Below are 16,775 nucleotides of genomic sequence, written 5' to 3' on the forward strand. Positions count from 1 at the left end.
ATGAAAACGCTTAAAAGGGGTATCATCTTATGACAAAAACAATTGCAATCAATGCAGGAAGCTCAAGTTTGAAATGGCAACTCTATCAAATGCCAGAAGAAGTAGTATTGGCGAAAGGCTTGATTGAACGCATCGGTTTGAAGGACTCTATTTCAACTGTAAAATTTGACGGACGTTCTGAACAACAAATTCTTGATATTGACGACCACACAAAAGCCGTTAAAATCTTGTTGGATGATTTGATTCGTTTTGACATTATCAAAGGTTATGATGAAATTACTGGTGTCGGGCACCGTGTCGTGGCTGGTGGTGAATATTTCAAAGAGTCAACCTTGGTAGAGGGAGATGTTTTAGAAAAGGTTGAAGAGTTGGGCCTCTTGGCTCCTCTTCACAATCCAGCCAATGCAGCAGGAATTCGTGCCTTCAAGGAGTTGCTTCCAGATATTACCAGCGTTGTTGTTTTTGATACATCATTCCATACAACCATGCCAGAAAAAGCATATCGCTACCCTCTTCCAAACCAATACTACACTGAAAATAAAGTTCGTAAGTATGGGGCTCACGGGACAAGCCATCAGTTTGTGGCAGAAGAAGCAGCTAAAGTTTTGGGTCGACCACTAGAAGACTTGAAACTGATTACCTGCCATATTGGTAATGGTGCTTCTATTACAGCTGTCAAAGGTGGTCAGTCTGTTGATACCTCTATGGGATTCACCCCACTTGGTGGTATCATGATGGGGACTCGTACAGGCGATATCGATCCCGCTATCATTCCTTATCTCATGCAATATACAGAGGACTTCAATACACCAGAAGATATCAGTCGTATTCTCAATCGTGAGTCTGGGCTTTTAGGTGTGTCTGAAAAATCAAGTGACATGCGTGATGTTATGGCTGCAGTAAAGGCAGGCGACCATAATGCGACCTTGGCCTATGAGATGTATATTGATCGTATTCAAAAATACATTGGTCAGTATTTGGCAGTTTTGAACGGTGCAGATGCGATTATCTTTACAGCTGGTGTTGGTGAAAATGCCACAGCAGTACGTGGAGATATTATTTCAGGAATTTCTTGGTTTGGATGTGATGTGGATCCAGAAAAGAACGTCTTTGGTGTGACTGGAGACATCTCAACTGACGCAGCGAAAATCCGTGTCTTGGTAATCCCAACAGATGAAGAATTGGTCATCGCACGTGATGTTGAACGATTCAAAAAATAACTAAAATAAGAACTAATGTACATGTAAAAAGAGTTGGAGAGTTTGCTCTCCAGCTTTTTTGCTTGGGGAAATCTCTAAAACCTTGCTGTTATTGGCTTTTTCGAAAAATATGGTATAATAGTAGTAATTTAATAGATGGAGTTGAGTTTTGAAGAAAAACTTTCGTGTAAAAAGAGAGAAAGATTTTAAGGCGATTTTCAAAGACGGAACAAGTTTTGCTAATCGAAAATTTGTTGTCTACCAATTGGAAAACCAGCAAAACCATTTTCGAGTAGGACTGTCCGTCAGCAAAAAGCTGGGGAATGCAGTTACCAGAAATCAAATTAAGAGACGAATCCGACACATTCTACAAAGTGTAAAAGGGAGTTTAGTAGAGCATGTTGATTTTGTCGTGATTGCCCGAAAAGGGGTGGAAACCTTGGAATATGCAGAGATGGAGAAAAACCTACTCCACGTATTAAAGTTATCAAAGATTTACCAGGAAGGAAATGGGAGTGAAAAAGAAACTACAGTTGACTAGTTTGTTGGGCTTGTCTTTAGTTGTCATGACGGCCTGTGGGACAAGCGATGTTACAGCAGATTCTACAGATATATGGAGTAAATTTGTCTATTTTTTTGCTGAAATCATCCGCTTTTTGTCCTTTGACATTAGTATCGGAGTGGGGATTATTCTCTTCACAATATTGATTCGGACGATTTTATTGCCAGTTTTTCAGACACAGATGGTTGCCTCTAGAAAAATGCAAGAAGCCCAACCACGCATCAAGGCTTTGCGAGAGCAATATCCGGGTCGTGATATGGAAAGTAGAACCAAGCTAGACCAGGAGATGCGTAAGGTCTATAAAGAGTTAGGGATCAAGCATTCATCCTCTCTCTGGCCAATTTTAATACAAATGCCGGTTCTCTTGGCGCTCTTTCAAGCCTTGAGTCGAGTAGACTTTTTAAAAACAGGTCACTTTTTATGGATTAATTTGGGAGGAGTAGATACAAGTTTTGTCCTTCCGATTTTGGCGGCAGTCTTTACCTTCTTGAGTAGTTGGTTATCGAATAAAGCTTTACCCGAAAAAAGTGGAGCTATGACAGGGATGATGTACGGGATGCCGGTACTAATTTTTATCTTTGCCATCTCTTCGCCTAGTGGTGTAGCATTGTACTGGGCAGTATCCAATGCTTATCAAGTTTTGCAGACTTACTTCTTAAATAATCCTTTTAAGATTATTGCAGCGCGCGAAGCAGAAGTACAAGCTAAAAAAGATTTGGAAAACAGAAAAAGAAAAGCCAAGAAAAAGGCTCAAAAAATGAAGTAATAAGGAGGAATCTGGTCATGGTGTTATATACGGGTTCAACAGTTGAAGAAGCAATTCAAAAGGGATTGAAAGAGTTAGGTCTTCCTCGAATGAAGACTCATATAAAGGTTGTGTCCAAAGAGAAGAAAGGTTTTTTAGGCTTATTTGGGCAAAAACCAGCTCAAGTTGATATTGAGGCAATTAGTGAAACGACGGTGATTAAGGCCAATCAACAAGCAGTAAAAGGTGTTCCAAAAGAAATCAATGAACAAAACGAACCTGTTAAGACAGTAACAGAGGCGACAGTTGATCTTGGTCATGTTGTTGAGGCGATTAAAAAAATAGAAGAGGAAGGACAGGGTGTTTCTGATGAAATCAAGGCTGAAATCTTGAAAAATGAGAAACATGCCAGCACAATTCTTGAAGAGACCGGGCATATTGAAATTCTAAATGAGTTGCAAATAGAAGAAGCTAGAACGGAAGCGCCAGCAGAATCTCCAGAAATTGTGGATGAACAAGAGCAGGAAAAGGGGCAATCCCTAGAAGATTTAGGTTTAAAAGTTGAACAGAGCTATGATATTGAACAAGTAGCGACAGAAGTGACTGATTATGTTCAAACGATTTTGAATGATATAGATGTCGAAGGTGTCATTTCAAGCGACTATAATCGTCGCATTATCAACCTGCAAATTGATACCAATGAACCTGGTCGCATTATTGGCTATCACGGGAAAGTATTGAAAGCACTGCAGCTTTTGGCACAAAACTACCTCTACAATCGCTATTCAAGAACTTTCTATATCACAATCAACGTCAATGATTACGTTGAACACCGTGCAGAAGTCTTACAAACCTACGCTCAAAAATTGGCGATTCGTGCATTAGAGGAAGGACGTAGCCAGCAAACAGATCCAATGTCAAATAGCGAACGCAAGATTATCCATCGCATTATTTCGCGCATGGATGGTGTGACGAGTTATTCTGAGGGTGATGAGCCAAATCGCTATGTTGTCGTAGATGCAGAATAAGCAAAGTAAAATCAGGTTTATCCTGATTTTTTGCTAGGAAAGGAACAGTTGAGATATGATAAAAGCAGTTAGAGAATACCTATCATTTGCAGGGATTCAGTACCGTAATCCGGATAAAGCAGGTGATGAACGAGAAAAAATGCTGGAATTACGGAAAAAAGGTCAAGAGGCTCGGAAGTCTTTTACAGAACTGGCTAAAACTTTTCAAGCTAATCATCCAGAATGGAAACTGCAACAGACTAGTCAGTGGATGAACCAAGCGCAGCGCTTACGACCACATTTTTGGGCCTATCTACAGAGAGAGGGAAAGGTATCAGAACCTATGTTAGCTCTGCGCTTATATGGAGCTCCTTCTGATTTTGGTGTTTCACTAGAAGTTAGTTTCATTGAGCGCAAGAAAGACGAGCAAACCTTAGACAAGCAAGCCAAGATTTTAGAGCTTCCAGTGGTTGAAGGAATGTATTATCTAGTCTATTCAAATGGAGAAAGTCATAAGGTGGAGGCTACTGAGGGGAACCGTCGTACTTTATGCGAGAAGGTGAGAAGTCAGGAAGTCCGAAAAGTGTTGGTTAAGTCAGATGTTTCCCTCATTGAAAATCAGTCAGTAGAAGCGATGTTGGAGAAACTAGAAGACGCTTATACTCGATTGTTGCCTTATTATGAGATGACGAGAGGATAAATATACTAGAGGAGCTTAAATTGTTTTATTGCTATTCTATACATTTTTTCATATAATAGTAGGATAGGATGTGTGATTCATTAATCACCTCAAAGAGAAAGGAAATTCTATGTCAAATCTATCTGTTAATGCAATTCGTTTTCTAGGTATTGACGCCATCAACAAAGCAAACTCAGGTCACCCAGGGGTGGTTATGGGGGCTGCTCCAATGGCCTATAGCCTCTTTACAAAGCAACTTCGTATCAATCCAGCTCAACCAAACTGGATCAACCGCGATCGCTTTATTCTTTCAGCAGGACACGGCTCTATGCTTCTTTATGCCCTTCTTCACCTTTCTGGTTTTGAAGATGTTAGCATGGATGAAGTCAAGAACTTCCGCCAATGGGGTTCTAAAACACCCGGTCACCCAGAATTTGGGCATACTGCAGGGGTTGACGCTACAACTGGCCCTCTAGGTCAAGGAATTTCTACTGCTACTGGTTTTGCCCAAGCAGAACGTTTCCTTGCGGCGAAGTATAACCGCGAAGGCTTCAATATCTTTGATCACTATACTTATGTGATCTGTGGAGACGGAGATTTGATGGAGGGTGTCTCAAGCGAGGCGGCTTCATATGCGGGCTTGCAGAAATTTGACAAGTTGGTGGTTCTTTATGATTCAAATGACATTAACTTGGATGGTGAGACAAAGGATTCCTTTACGGAAAGTGTTCGTGACCGTTACAATGCCTACGGTTGGCATACAGCCTTGGTTGAAGATGGAACAGACTTGGAAGCTATCCATGCTGCTATTGAAGCTGCTAAAGCTTCAGGCAAGCCATCTTTGATTGAAGTGAAGACTGTGATTGGATATGGTTCTCCAAACAAACAAGGAACTAATGCGGTACACGGTGCTCCTCTTGGTGCAGACGAAACTGCAGCAACTCGTCAAGCCCTCGGTTGGGACTATGAACCATTTGAAATTCCAGCTGAAGTTTATGCTGATTTCAAGGAAAATGTTGCAGACCGTGGCGCATCAGCTTATCAAGCATGGACTAAATTAGTTGCTAACTATAAAGAAGCGCATCCAGAATTGGCTGCAGAAGTAGAAGCCATCATCGACGGACGTGATCCAGTTGAGGTGACTCCAGCAGACTTCCCAGCCTTAGAAAATGGTTTCTCTCAAGCAACTCGTAACTCAAGTCAAGATGCTTTGAACGTTGTCGCTGCCAAGTTGCCAACTTTCCTAGGTGGATCAGCTGACTTGGCTCACTCAAACATGACTTACATCAAAACGGATGAACTTCAAGATGATGCTAATCGCTTGAACCGCAACATTCAGTTTGGTGTTCGTGAATTTGCAATGGGAACGATCTTGAACGGAATGGCCCTTCACGGTGGACTTCGTGTATACGGTGGAACCTTCTTCGTCTTTTCTGACTATGTGAAGGCAGCTGTCCGTTTGTCAGCCTTGCAAGGACTTCCTGTGACTTATGTCTTTACCCACGATTCAATCGCAGTTGGTGAAGATGGTCCAACTCACGAACCAGTTGAACACCTAGCAGGTCTTCGTGCGATGCCAAATCTGAATGTTTTCCGCCCAGCAGATGCGCGTGAAACTCAAGCGGCTTGGTACCTTGCGGTGACAAGTGAGAAAACACCAACTGCCCTTGTCTTGACCCGTCAAAACTTGACTGTCGAAGAGGGAACAGACTTTGACAAAGTTGCGAAAGGTGCCTATGTTGTCTATGAAAATGCAGCAGATTTTGATACGATTTTGATTGCAACAGGTTCAGAGGTCAATCTGGCGGTCGCAGCTGCCAAAGAATTGGCTAGCCAAGGTGCAAAAGTCCGTGTAGTCAGCATGCCATCAACAGATGTCTTTGACGCACAAGATGCAGCTTACAAGGAAGAAATCCTTCCAAATGCAGTTCGTCGTCGTGTTGCAGTCGAAATGGGAGCAACTCAAAACTGGTACAAATATGTCGGTCTTGATGGTGCAGTTCTCGGTATTGATACCTTTGGAGCATCTGCCCCAGCACCAAAAGTCTTGGCAGAGTACGGATTTACGGTAGAAAATCTAGTCAAAGTCGTCCAAAACTTGAAATAATTGCAGAAATCAGAGTGAAAGCTCTGATTTTTTTATCAGCATAAAAGCAAGGTGCAATCTTGTAAAAGTAGCTGAAATTTGATATAGTAGTCCTATGTAAAATATAAAGGAGAAAACAATGAATCCAAATATTACTTTTTTAATCATGTTAGTAGCAATGATGGGCTTGATGTTCTTTATGCAACGCTCTCAAAAGAAACAAGCTCAAAAGCGTATGGAAAGCTTGAACAAGCTTCAAAAAGGCTATGAAGTAATCACAATCGGCGGACTTTATGGAACAGTGGATGAAGTAGATACTGAAAAGCAAACAATTGTTCTTGATGTAGACGGAGTCTATTTGACCTTTGAATTGGCTGCTATCAAGACAGTTTTGCCGCTTAAAGAAGCTGTGACACCAGAAGGGTCAGTTGTCAATGAAAGCGGAGTAATCGAAGAATAAAACGGGATCTGTCACTCCCGTTTTTCTATGAGATGAGAGGAAAAGGGATGAAAAAAATAGTATTTGTTTGCCTAGGAAATATCTGCCGTAGCCCCATGGCAGAGTTTGTGATGAAATCCATAACGAGTGATTACCAAATTGAGAGTCGTGCAACATCGTCTTGGGAACATGGTAATCCAATTCATAAGGGAACACAGGGGATTTTCCAGCAGTATCAGATTCCTTATGACAAAGACAAAACATCGCTTCAGATTCGCAGAGAAGACTTTGAATTATTTGATTATATTATTGGCATGGATGCTTCAAACGTTTCAGATCTGCGTCACATGTGTCCTCAGGAACTACAGCACAAAATCTACTCTTTTGCGTCTGAAAGTGTTCCAGATCCATGGTACACAGGAGATTTTGAGGAAACCTATGCTCGCATCACAAGTGGATGCCAAAGCTGGCTAGGTCGTTTAGAAAATGAGAGTGACAATGGAAAAGCTTAAAGAAACCTTCGAAAAATATCGAGTTTATCTAACTCGCCCACGTATAGAGATTGCAACTGTCCTTCTAATCGTTATCTGTGCCGTCTCGGTCTTTCTACTAAATACACCTAAAAAAGGTGTCCTGACACTTGATGGTGGTGCCCTTGTTTATGATGGAACCTTGGTAAGGGGAAAGATGAATGGTCAGGGAACCATGACCTTTGAAAATGGAGACCAATATACAGGAGCGTTCAACAATGGAGCTTTTAATGGGAAGGGAACTTTCCAGTCAAAATCTGGCTGGAAATACGAAGGTGATTTTGTAAATGGTCAGGCTGAAGGCCAAGGGAAATTGACGACAGAGCAAGAAGTTATCTATGAAGGAACCTTTAAACAAGGTGTTTTTCAGCAAAAACAGTAGTCTTCAAGTTAGGAGACTATTCTCAAAAGCCAAAAAGAAAGCGCTTGCTTGGAAAGCTGTTTGTTTCCAAGACCTCCTTACAAGGAGTTTGTGAAATAAAAAATATTTGATAAAAAATCACAATCTTTAGGAAGAAATGCCTAATAATAGGACCAATGAAAACTATTTCACAAATTATAAAAAAACTTTGTGAAATGCATATGAAACTGTTTACAAAACAGAAAGAATGCGCTATAATGAATTTGTGAAAAAATTAACAAAGGATTGAATCCTTGAAAGCTATGGAGGAAAATATGGCTGATAAAAAAACTGTAACACCTGAGGAAAAGAAACTCGCAGCTGAAAAGCATGTTGATGATTTGGTACAAAAAGGCTTAGTTGCACTCGAAGAAATGCGCAAGTTAGACCAAGAACAAGTAGACTACATCGTAGCCAAAGCATCAGTAGCAGCTTTGGATGCCCACGGAGAATTGGCTTTACATGCCTTTGAAGAAACAGGACGTGGTGTATTTGAAGATAAAGCAACTAAGAACTTGTTTGCTTGTGAACACGTGGTAAACAACATGCGCCATACTAAGACAGTTGGTGTTATCGAAGAAGACGATGTAACAGGCTTGACCCTTATCGCTGAACCAGTTGGTGTTGTTTGTGGTATTACTCCTACAACAAATCCAACATCAACAGCAATCTTCAAATCATTGATTTCATTGAAGACACGTAACCCAATCGTCTTTGCATTCCACCCATCAGCTCAAGAATCATCTGCTCATGCAGCACGTATTGTCCGCGATGCAGCTATCGCAGCTGGTGCGCCTGAAAACTGTGTGCAATGGATTACGCAACCTTCTATGGAAGCAACAAGTGCCCTTATGAATCACGAAGGCATTGCGACTATCCTTGCGACTGGTGGTAATGCTATGGTTAAGGCGGCTTACTCATGTGGGAAGCCAGCACTTGGGGTAGGTGCCGGAAATGTACCAGCTTATGTTGAAAAATCAGCAAATATCCGCCAGGCTGCTCACGATATCGTGATGTCTAAATCATTTGATAATGGTATGGTCTGCGCATCTGAACAAGCTGTAATTATTGATAAAGAAATTTACGATGAATTTGTAGAAGAATTCAAGTCTTACCACACTTACTTTGTAAACAAAAAAGAAAAAGCCCTTCTTGAAGAATTCTGCTTCGGAGTAAAAGCCAATAGCAAAAACTGTGCTGGTGCTAAACTTAATGCAGACATCGTTGGTAAACCAGCAACTTGGATTGCAGAGCAAGCAGGATTTACAGTTCCAGAAGGGACAAACATTCTTGCTGCAGAATGTAAAGAAGTTGGTGAAAAAGAACCATTGACTCGTGAGAAATTGTCACCAGTTATTGCAGTTTTGAAATCTGAAAGCCGTGAAGACGGAATTAACAAAGCACGCCAAATGGTTGAATTCAACGGTCTTGGTCACTCAGCAGCAATCCATACAGCTGACGAAGAATTGACTAAAGAATTTGGTAAAGCTGTTAAAGCTATTCGTGTTATCTGTAACTCACCTTCTACTTTCGGTGGTATCGGGGACGTTTATAATGCCTTCTTACCATCATTGACACTTGGATGTGGTTCTTACGGACGCAACTCAGTTGGGGATAACGTCAGCGCCATCAACCTCTTAAACATCAAAAAAGTCGGAAGACGGAGAAATAACATGCAATGGATGAAACTTCCTTCAAAAACATACTTTGAACGTGATTCAATTCAATACCTTCAAAAATGTCGTGACGTTGAACGTGTCATGATCGTTACAGACCACGCTATGGTGGAACTTGGTTTTCTAGATCGTATCATCGAGCAACTCGATCTTCGTCGTAATAAGGTTGTTTACCAAATCTTTGCAGATGTAGAGCCAGATCCAGATATCACAACCGTCGAGCGTGGTACAGAGATCATGCGTTCCTTCAAACCTGATACAATCATCGCTCTTGGTGGTGGTTCACCAATGGATGCTGCGAAAGTAATGTGGCTCTTCTATGAGCAACCAGAAGTGGACTTCCGTGACCTTGTTCAAAAATTCATGGATATCCGTAAACGTGCCTTCAAGTTCCCATTGCTTGGTAAAAAGACTAAGTTTATCGCAATCCCTACAACATCTGGTACAGGTTCAGAAGTAACACCGTTTGCCGTTATCTCTGATAAAGCAAACAACCGTAAATACCCAATCGCTGACTACTCATTGACACCTACTGTGGCAATCGTAGACCCTGCTTTAGTACTGACTGTCCCAGGATTTGTTGCTGCTGATACTGGTATGGACGTATTGACTCACGCGACTGAAGCTTACGTATCACAAATGGCTAGCGACTACACTGATGGTCTTGCACTTCAAGCAATCAAACTTGTATTCGAAAACCTTGAAAGCTCAGTTAAGAATGCGGATTTCCATTCACGTGAAAAAATGCATAATGCTTCAACTATTGCTGGTATGGCCTTTGCCAACGCTTTCCTAGGTATTTCGCACTCAATGGCCCATAAGATTGGTGCGCAATTCCACACAATCCACGGTCGTACCAATGCTATCTTGCTTCCATACGTAATCCGCTACAATGGTACACGTCCAGCTAAGACAGCGACATGGCCTAAATACAACTACTACCGTGCTGATGAAAAATACCAAGATATTGCTCGTATGCTTGGCTTGCCAGCTTCTACTCCAGAAGAAGGTGTAGAAGCTTACGCAAAAGCAGTCTACGAACTTGGTGAGCGTGTTGGTATCCAAATGAACTTCAAGGCTCAAGGAATCGACGAAAAAGAATGGAAGAACCATTCACGTGAATTAGCCTTCCTTGCCTATGAAGACCAATGTTCTCCAGCTAACCCACGCCTTCCAATGGTTGACCATATGCAAGAAATCATCGAAGATGCTTACTATGGTTATAAAGAAAGACCAGGACGTCGTAAATAACCGTTTATCAGCCTAGAGACAGGAAATATCCTGTCTCTTTTCATAGTCCTATTTCTGAAGTTAGGGTTGAACTATGAGAAGAGAAGGCTATGCGAGTAGGATAGAAGATCCTAGAAATAAAAGCCTAGGAGAATGAAGGAACTTGAAAAGTAGAAAAGCAAGAGAGAAAAACAACGCCCGTACTTGCAATTCTACTTAAATAGTTATATAATAATAATGTTGAAAGGTGATTTGTAGTGATTCAAGTTACTCTTTTCACAATAAAATTTTCATGATTTTCATAAGGAGGAAATCACTAATGGTAGTTAAAGTTGGTATTAACGGTTTCGGACGTATCGGTCGTCTTGCTTTCCGCCGTATCCAAAACGTAGAAGGTGTTGAAGTTACTCGCATCAACGACCTTACAGATCCAGTTATGCTTGCACACTTGTTGAAATACGACACAACTCAAGGTCGTTTCGACGGTACTGTAGAAGTTAAAGAGGGTGGATTCGAAGTTAACGGTAAATTCGTTAAAGTTTCTGCTGAACGTGATCCAGAACAAATCGACTGGGCTACTGACGGTGTAGAAATCGTTCTTGAAGCAACTGGTTTCTTCGCTAAGAAAGATGCAGCTGAAAAACACCTTAAAGGTGGAGCTAAGAAAGTTGTTATCACTGCTCCTGGTGGAAACGATGTTAAAACAATCGTATTCAACACTAACCACGACGTTCTTGACGGTACTGAAACAGTTATCTCAGGTGCTTCATGTACTACAAACTGCTTGGCTCCAATGGCTAAAGCTCTTCAAGACAACTTCGGTGTTGTAGAAGGATTGATGACTACTATCCACGCTTACACTGGTGACCAAATGATCCTTGACGGACCACACCGTGGTGGTGACCTTCGCCGTGCTCGCGCTGGTGCTGCAAACATCGTTCCTAACTCAACTGGTGCTGCTAAAGCTATCGGTCTTGTAATCCCAGAATTGAACGGTAAACTTGACGGATCTGCACAACGTGTTCCAACTCCAACTGGATCAGTTACTGAATTGGTAGCAGTTCTTGAAAAGAACGTTACTGTTGATGAAGTAAACGCAGCTATGAAAGCAGCTTCAAACGAATCATACGGTTATACAGAAGATCCAATCGTATCTTCAGATATCGTAGGTATGTCTTACGGTTCATTGTTCGACGCAACTCAAACTAAAGTTCTTGACGTTGACGGTAAACAATTGGTTAAAGTTGTATCATGGTACGACAACGAAATGTCATACACTGCACAACTTGTGCGTACTCTTGAATACTTCGCAAAAATCGCTAAATAATTCTTGAGTCGATAAAAGCAAGGCCTTCTGGTCTTGCTTTTTTGTATAGAAAAACGGATGGTAGTGTCATCCATTTTGTTTTAATTCTGTTTCAAAAGTATCCGAGAGGGCAGTAAAACTCAATTGTTCTAAGGTGAGTGGATGAGTAAAGGAAAGTCGAAAGGCATGAAGCATCAGCCGGCTCGTTTTTGATTTAGAGTTATAGAGGGGATCGCCCAGGATAGGATGCTTATGATGAGAGAGGTGGATACGGATTTGATGCGTTCGACCGGTCTTTAGTTTGCAACGGACAAGGGTAGTCTGATTTGGAAATTGCTTTAGTCGGCTTACCTGAGTTTCGGCATATTGCCCATTCTTTGCATCAACTATTCTTTTTCTACGATCGTGTCGATCACGACCAATTTTATCTCGAAAGACAAGTTCTGTACTCTCTACTCGCCCTTCTATAAGTGCCCAGTACTCGCGAGTAATTTCCTTTTTCTCCAACAAACGATTGAGAATAGGTAAGATAAAAGGATTTTTAGCAAAAAGCACTAAACCGCTTGTTTCCATATCCAGGCGATGAACGACATAGCAGGTTTGGCCAACGTAGGCAGAGACATGGTTGAGAAGGGCAATTTCATCAGGTTGATTTCCGTGAGTTTTCATTCCTTCTGGCTTGTTGACGATAATGAGATGTTGATCTTGATAAATCTCTTGAACGAGGTCTGGGTTGCCCCAAAGTATTTCTTTTTTGGGATAATCTTCCTCGTCAAAAGTCAACTGGCAAATGTCACATGGTTTGACCATCTCGTTCCAGTGAACTTCTTCGTGATTAATTAAGATATTCTTCTTTATTCTCAAAAAATGGCGGATTTTTCTAGGGATGAGGAGTTGTTCCTCTAGGAATTGTTTGACCGTCATTTGAGGCAAGGATTCGGGTAATGTAAATGTGAATTGCATACAGATATTGTAACAAAAAAAGCCCTATTTGAATAGGGAGTAGCTAAATTCTTGAGTTCCTATGGTGAAGATGATAAAATAAACGCATGAAATTAGATAAATTATTTGAGAAGTTTCTTTCTCTCTTTAAAAAAGAAACGAATGAATCGGCGGAGTCTGATTCGACTAGCATGCGTCGTTCACGGAGCGATAGAAAAAAATTGTCCCAAGTAGGCCCAATTCGAAAATTTTGGCGTCGTTACCATCTGACAAAGATCGTCATCATTTTAGGGTTAAGTGCAGGTTTGCTAGTAGGAACCTACTTGTTTGCGATAGCCAAGTCGACCAATGTCAATGATTTGCAAAATGCCTTGAAAACGCGAACTCTAATTTTTGACCGCGAAGAAAAAGAGGCAGGAGCCCTATCAGGTCAAAAGGGAACCTATGTTGAACTGACAGATATCAGTAAAGACTTGCAAAATGCTGTCGTCGCGACAGAGGACCGTTCCTTTTATAAAAATGATGGGATTAACTACGGTCGTTTCTTTCTAGCTATCCTTACAGCGGGTCGTTCTGGAGGGGGGTCCACCATCACTCAACAGTTGGCGAAAAATGCCTATCTTTCCCAGGACCAGACCGTTGAACGGAAGGCTAAGGAGTTTTTCCTTGCCTTAGAGTTGACCAAGAAATACAGCAAGGAGCAAATCCTTACTATGTACCTCAATAATGCCTACTTTGGAAATGGGATATGGGGTGTTGAAGATGCAAGTAAGAAATATTTCGGTGTATCGGCTTCACAACTAACGCTTGATCAGGCGGCCACTCTAGCAGGGATGCTCAAGGGACCAGAATTGTATAATCCATTAAATTCTGTTGAGACTTCGACCAACCGTAGGGATACTGTTTTGCAAAATATGGTTGCAGCGGGTTATATTGATAAAAATCAAGAGACCGAAGCGGCTGGAGTAGATATGGCTTCTCAACTGCAAGATAAGTATGAGGGTAAAATTTCTGATTATCGTTACCCATCTTATTTTGACGCAGTAGTCAACGAAGCAGTATCCAAGTATAATCTCACAGAAGAAGAGATTGTCAATAACGGCTATCGCATCTATACGGAACTTGACCAAAACTACCAAGCAAACATGCAGGTTATTTACGAAAACACTTCGCTATTTCCAACGGCAGAAGACGGAACGCATGCTGAATCAGGTAGTGTTGCTCTAGAGCCTAAAACAGGTGGGGTGCGTGGGGTTGTCGGTCGCGTAGCTGGTGATGACAAATCAGGATTCCGTAATTTCAACTATGCCACTCAGTCTAAGCGTAGCCCGGGTTCAACTATCAAACCTTTAGTGGTTTATACTCCAGCTGTGGAAGCCGGATGGGCTCTGAACAAGCAACTGGACAACCACACCATGCAGTATGACAGTTATCAAGTAGACAACTATGCGGGTATTAAGACATCTCCAGAAGTACCTATGTATCAGGCCTTGGCAGAATCACTCAACCTACCAGCGGTTGCGACTGTAAATGATTTGGGAATCAATAAGGCTTTTGAAGCTGGGACGAGATTTGGTCTGAATATGGATAAAGTTGACCGTGTTCTCGGAGTTGCCCTAGGTGGAGGAGTAGAGACGAATCCTCTTCAGATGGCACAAGCCTATGCAGCCTTTGCTAATGAAGGACTGATGCCTGAGGCGCATTTCATCACTCGTATCGAAAATGCCAGTGGACAGGTCATCAAGAGCCATAAAAACTCCCAAAAACGAGTGATCGATAAGTCTGTGGCTGATAAAATGACCAGCATGATGTTAGGAACATTTACCAATGGTACGGGGATTAGTTCGTCACCTGCAGATTATGTCATGGCAGGGAAGACAGGTACTACCGAGGCTGATTTCAATCCAGAATATACCAGTGACCAGTGGGTGATTGGTTATACTCCAGATGTTGTAATCAGCCACTGGCTTGGCTTCCCAACAACAGATGAGAACCATTATCTGGCAGGATCTACCTCAAATGGAGCAGCCCATGTCTTTAGAAGTATGGCTAATACCATTTTACCTTACACTCCAGGTAGCACTTTTACAGTTGAGAATGCTTATAAACAAAATGGTATTGAACCAGAAAATACGAAAAAGCAGGTCGTTGAAAATGAAACGAACCAGTCCGAGGATCCGCTAGGAGATATTCGTAGTCGTGCTCAAAATCTTGTAGACGAGGCGGGACGTGCGATTTCGGATGCAAAGATAAAAGAAAAAGCCCAGACAATCTGGGACTCTTTCGTCAATCTCTTTCGTTAAGAGGCTTGTCAAAGCCTAGGTTTCTTGTTATAATAGATAAGATGGAGGCGTTATGGCACTAAAAAAAGCAAGCCTAGCTTGTGCAGTTTGTGGTTCAAGGAATTACTCAATCAAAATTAGTGGGAACCCCAAGCCAACACGACTAGAAGTAAATAAATTTTGTAAACATTGTGGAAAATATACGACACATAGAGAAACGAGATAGGAGAGAACGATGGGTTTTATTAAGGATATTTTTAAACTTCTTAAAGAAACAACATGGCCGACTCGCAAAGAAAGCTGGAGAGATTTTCGCTCAATTATGGAATACACAGCCTTCTTTGTGGTTATCATTTATATTTTTGACCAGTTGATTGTTTCAGGTTTGATTCGATTTATTAACATTTTTTAGAAGAAAAGTGGAAAACTTCTGCTAGCTTTCTTCTATATATGTATGAAAGGAAATATCATGGATAGTTTTGACAAAGGATGGTTTGTTCTACAAACTTATTCTGGCTATGAAAATAAGGTAAAAGAAAATCTATTGCAACGTGCGCAAACATATAACATGTTGGATAATATTCTACGCGTTGAGATTCCAACACAAACCGTGCAAGTTGAGAAAAATGGAAAGAAAAAGGAAGTCGAAGAGAATCGCTTTCCAGGTTATGTCCTTGTAGAAATGGTCATGACAGATGAAGCATGGTTCGTCGTTCGAAACACACCTAACGTAACAGGATTCGTCGGCTCACACGGGAATAGATCAAAACCAACTCCACTATTGGAACAAGAAATTCGTGATATTCTGGTTTCAATGGGACAAACTGTTCAAGAGTTCGATATTGACGTTGAAGTTGGGCAAACTGTCCGCATCATTGATGGCGCTTTTGCAGACTATACAGGTAAAATTACTGAAATCGATAACAACAAAGTGAAGATGATTATCTCTATGTTTGGTAATGATACGATTGCAGAAGTAAATCTCAACCAAATTGCAGAATTATAACCGCAGAGAGGCAGTGCCTCTCTTTTTGTGTGCAGTTGAGAGTGGAAAGGGAACAGAAGAGGAGAAGAAGATCAAAAGCTTTCTGCATTTTGTTAAACTAAATGCAGAAAGGAGAGGCCTATGAATCTGGAAGAACTATACGAAGAAAGCAAAGGGATTGTAAACAAGTGCCGCAAAGAATACCATTTGCATCTGTGGGAGAAAGAGGACTGGGAGCAGGAGGGGATGATGTGCCTGTATGAGCTGGTCAGTCACCATCCAGAGTTACTAGTTGGTGAACGTCGCCGACTATATGTCTGCTTTAAAACCAAATTCCGCAATCGCATCCTAGACTACATCCGTAAACAGGAAAGTCACAAGCGCCGTTTCGATAAAGAACCTTATGAAGAGGTAAGCGAAATCAGTCATCGCCTAGGAGAAAAAGGACTCAGACTGGATGATTATTATCTCTTTCATGAGCTTCTAAAGAATTACAGAGCAAGTCAGGTTAAAGAAAAACAAGAACAACTTGATCGTCTGATGGGAGGAGAATGTTTCAAAGGTAGAAAGTCCCTTCTGAGAGAATTAAGCATCGTATTCAGTGATTTTAGGTAAAACTGAAAATAGTCAAAAAAAGTCCTTGACAAAGTTGAAAAAGTAGATATAATAGAAAGAGTTGAAAAGCTCAGGTCCGTTGGTCAAGGGGT

Annotated in this window: 17 protein-coding genes; 16 read left to right on the forward strand and 1 reads right to left on the reverse strand. The window is 41.3% G+C overall.

All coding sequences use genetic code 11. From position 1 onward, the window contains the following. The first annotated feature begins 29 nt into the window (after positions 1 to 29). From K1I97_RS07800 to gap, 11 genes are all read left to right on the forward strand, one after another. Positions 30 to 1,220: an acetate kinase gene (locus K1I97_RS07800; protein WP_223332031.1), complete on the forward strand. Its 1,191-nt coding sequence runs from the start codon at positions 30 to 32 to the stop codon at positions 1,218 to 1,220. 148 nt (positions 1,221 to 1,368) lie between these two features. Beyond that, positions 1,369 to 1,740 (forward strand): ribonuclease P protein component, encoded by a 372-nt coding sequence (rnpA, locus tag K1I97_RS07805; protein ID WP_195217489.1) that lies wholly within the window; start codon positions 1,369 to 1,371, stop codon positions 1,738 to 1,740. Further along, entirely contained in the window at positions 1,715 to 2,527 is an 813-nt protein-coding gene (locus K1I97_RS07810; RefSeq protein ID WP_223332030.1) for a membrane protein insertase YidC, read from the forward strand. The genes rnpA and K1I97_RS07810 overlap by 26 nt, the downstream gene beginning before the upstream one ends. Before the next feature lie 17 nt (positions 2,528 to 2,544). Further along, on the forward strand, positions 2,545 to 3,534 hold the full coding sequence (gene jag, locus K1I97_RS07815) for an RNA-binding cell elongation regulator Jag/EloR (RefSeq protein WP_223332029.1): 990 nt from the start codon (positions 2,545 to 2,547) through the stop codon (positions 3,532 to 3,534). 55 nt (positions 3,535 to 3,589) lie between these two features. After that, positions 3,590 to 4,213 (forward strand): ribonuclease P, encoded by a 624-nt coding sequence (locus K1I97_RS07820; protein WP_223332028.1) that lies wholly within the window; start codon positions 3,590 to 3,592, stop codon positions 4,211 to 4,213. Between the two features lie 109 nt (positions 4,214 to 4,322). Further along, complete coding sequence (gene tkt, locus K1I97_RS07825; protein ID WP_223332027.1) at positions 4,323 to 6,299, forward strand: transketolase; 1,977 nt, start codon at positions 4,323 to 4,325, stop codon at positions 6,297 to 6,299. A 118-nt stretch (positions 6,300 to 6,417) separates the two neighbouring features. Continuing rightward, complete coding sequence (yajC, locus tag K1I97_RS07830) at positions 6,418 to 6,738, forward strand: preprotein translocase subunit YajC (RefSeq protein ID WP_223332026.1); 321 nt, start codon at positions 6,418 to 6,420, stop codon at positions 6,736 to 6,738. 47 nt (positions 6,739 to 6,785) lie between these two features. Further along, the gene (locus tag K1I97_RS07835; protein WP_223332025.1) at positions 6,786 to 7,229 is read left to right on the forward strand and encodes a low molecular weight protein-tyrosine-phosphatase; all 444 of its coding nucleotides are present in this window, start codon (positions 6,786 to 6,788) and stop codon (positions 7,227 to 7,229) included. After that, entirely contained in the window at positions 7,216 to 7,629 is a 414-nt protein-coding gene (locus K1I97_RS07840; protein ID WP_223332024.1) for an MORN repeat-containing protein, read from the forward strand. The genes K1I97_RS07835 and K1I97_RS07840 overlap by 14 nt, the downstream gene beginning before the upstream one ends. A gap of 293 nt (positions 7,630 to 7,922) precedes the next feature. Next, a complete protein-coding gene (gene adhE / locus K1I97_RS07845; RefSeq protein ID WP_223332023.1) occupies positions 7,923 to 10,574 on the forward strand; it encodes a bifunctional acetaldehyde-CoA/alcohol dehydrogenase in 2,652 nt (883 codons plus the stop codon). Between the two features lie 298 nt (positions 10,575 to 10,872). Then, positions 10,873 to 11,880: a type I glyceraldehyde-3-phosphate dehydrogenase gene (gap, locus tag K1I97_RS07850; RefSeq protein ID WP_000260679.1), complete on the forward strand. Its 1,008-nt coding sequence runs from the start codon at positions 10,873 to 10,875 to the stop codon at positions 11,878 to 11,880. A 66-nt stretch (positions 11,881 to 11,946) separates the two neighbouring features. Here the strand turns inward: gap and K1I97_RS07855 are convergent, their stop codons facing one another. Continuing rightward, on the reverse strand, positions 11,947 to 12,822 hold the full coding sequence (locus tag K1I97_RS07855) for an RluA family pseudouridine synthase (protein WP_223332022.1): 876 nt from the start codon (positions 12,820 to 12,822) through the stop codon (positions 11,947 to 11,949). A gap of 86 nt (positions 12,823 to 12,908) precedes the next feature. Between K1I97_RS07855 and pbp2a the strand changes: the two genes are divergently transcribed. The 5 genes from pbp2a to K1I97_RS07880 all read left to right on the forward strand — a co-directional run bounded on the left by pbp2a (position 12,909) and on the right by K1I97_RS07880 (position 16,683). Then, complete coding sequence (gene pbp2a, locus K1I97_RS07860; protein ID WP_223332021.1) at positions 12,909 to 15,104, forward strand: penicillin-binding protein PBP2A; 2,196 nt, start codon at positions 12,909 to 12,911, stop codon at positions 15,102 to 15,104. A 52-nt stretch (positions 15,105 to 15,156) separates the two neighbouring features. After that, positions 15,157 to 15,309 carry a 50S ribosomal protein L33 gene (rpmG, locus tag K1I97_RS07865; protein WP_001809375.1) on the forward strand — a complete coding sequence of 51 codons (153 nt, stop codon included), beginning with the start codon at positions 15,157 to 15,159 and terminating at the stop codon, positions 15,307 to 15,309. A gap of 9 nt (positions 15,310 to 15,318) precedes the next feature. Further along, positions 15,319 to 15,495 carry a preprotein translocase subunit SecE gene (secE, locus tag K1I97_RS07870; protein WP_000505776.1) on the forward strand — a complete coding sequence of 59 codons (177 nt, stop codon included), beginning with the start codon at positions 15,319 to 15,321 and terminating at the stop codon, positions 15,493 to 15,495. A 57-nt stretch (positions 15,496 to 15,552) separates the two neighbouring features. Next, a complete protein-coding gene (gene nusG / locus K1I97_RS07875) occupies positions 15,553 to 16,089 on the forward strand; it encodes a transcription termination/antitermination protein NusG (RefSeq protein ID WP_000376732.1) in 537 nt (178 codons plus the stop codon). Positions 16,090 to 16,209: 120 nt separating this feature from the next. Further along, positions 16,210 to 16,683 (forward strand): sigma-70 family RNA polymerase sigma factor, encoded by a 474-nt coding sequence (locus K1I97_RS07880; protein ID WP_223332020.1) that lies wholly within the window; start codon positions 16,210 to 16,212, stop codon positions 16,681 to 16,683. Positions 16,684 to 16,775: the final 92 nt, after the last annotated feature.

The organism is Streptococcus oralis, assembly GCF_019929345.1.
Classification (GTDB): domain Bacteria; phylum Bacillota; class Bacilli; order Lactobacillales; family Streptococcaceae; genus Streptococcus.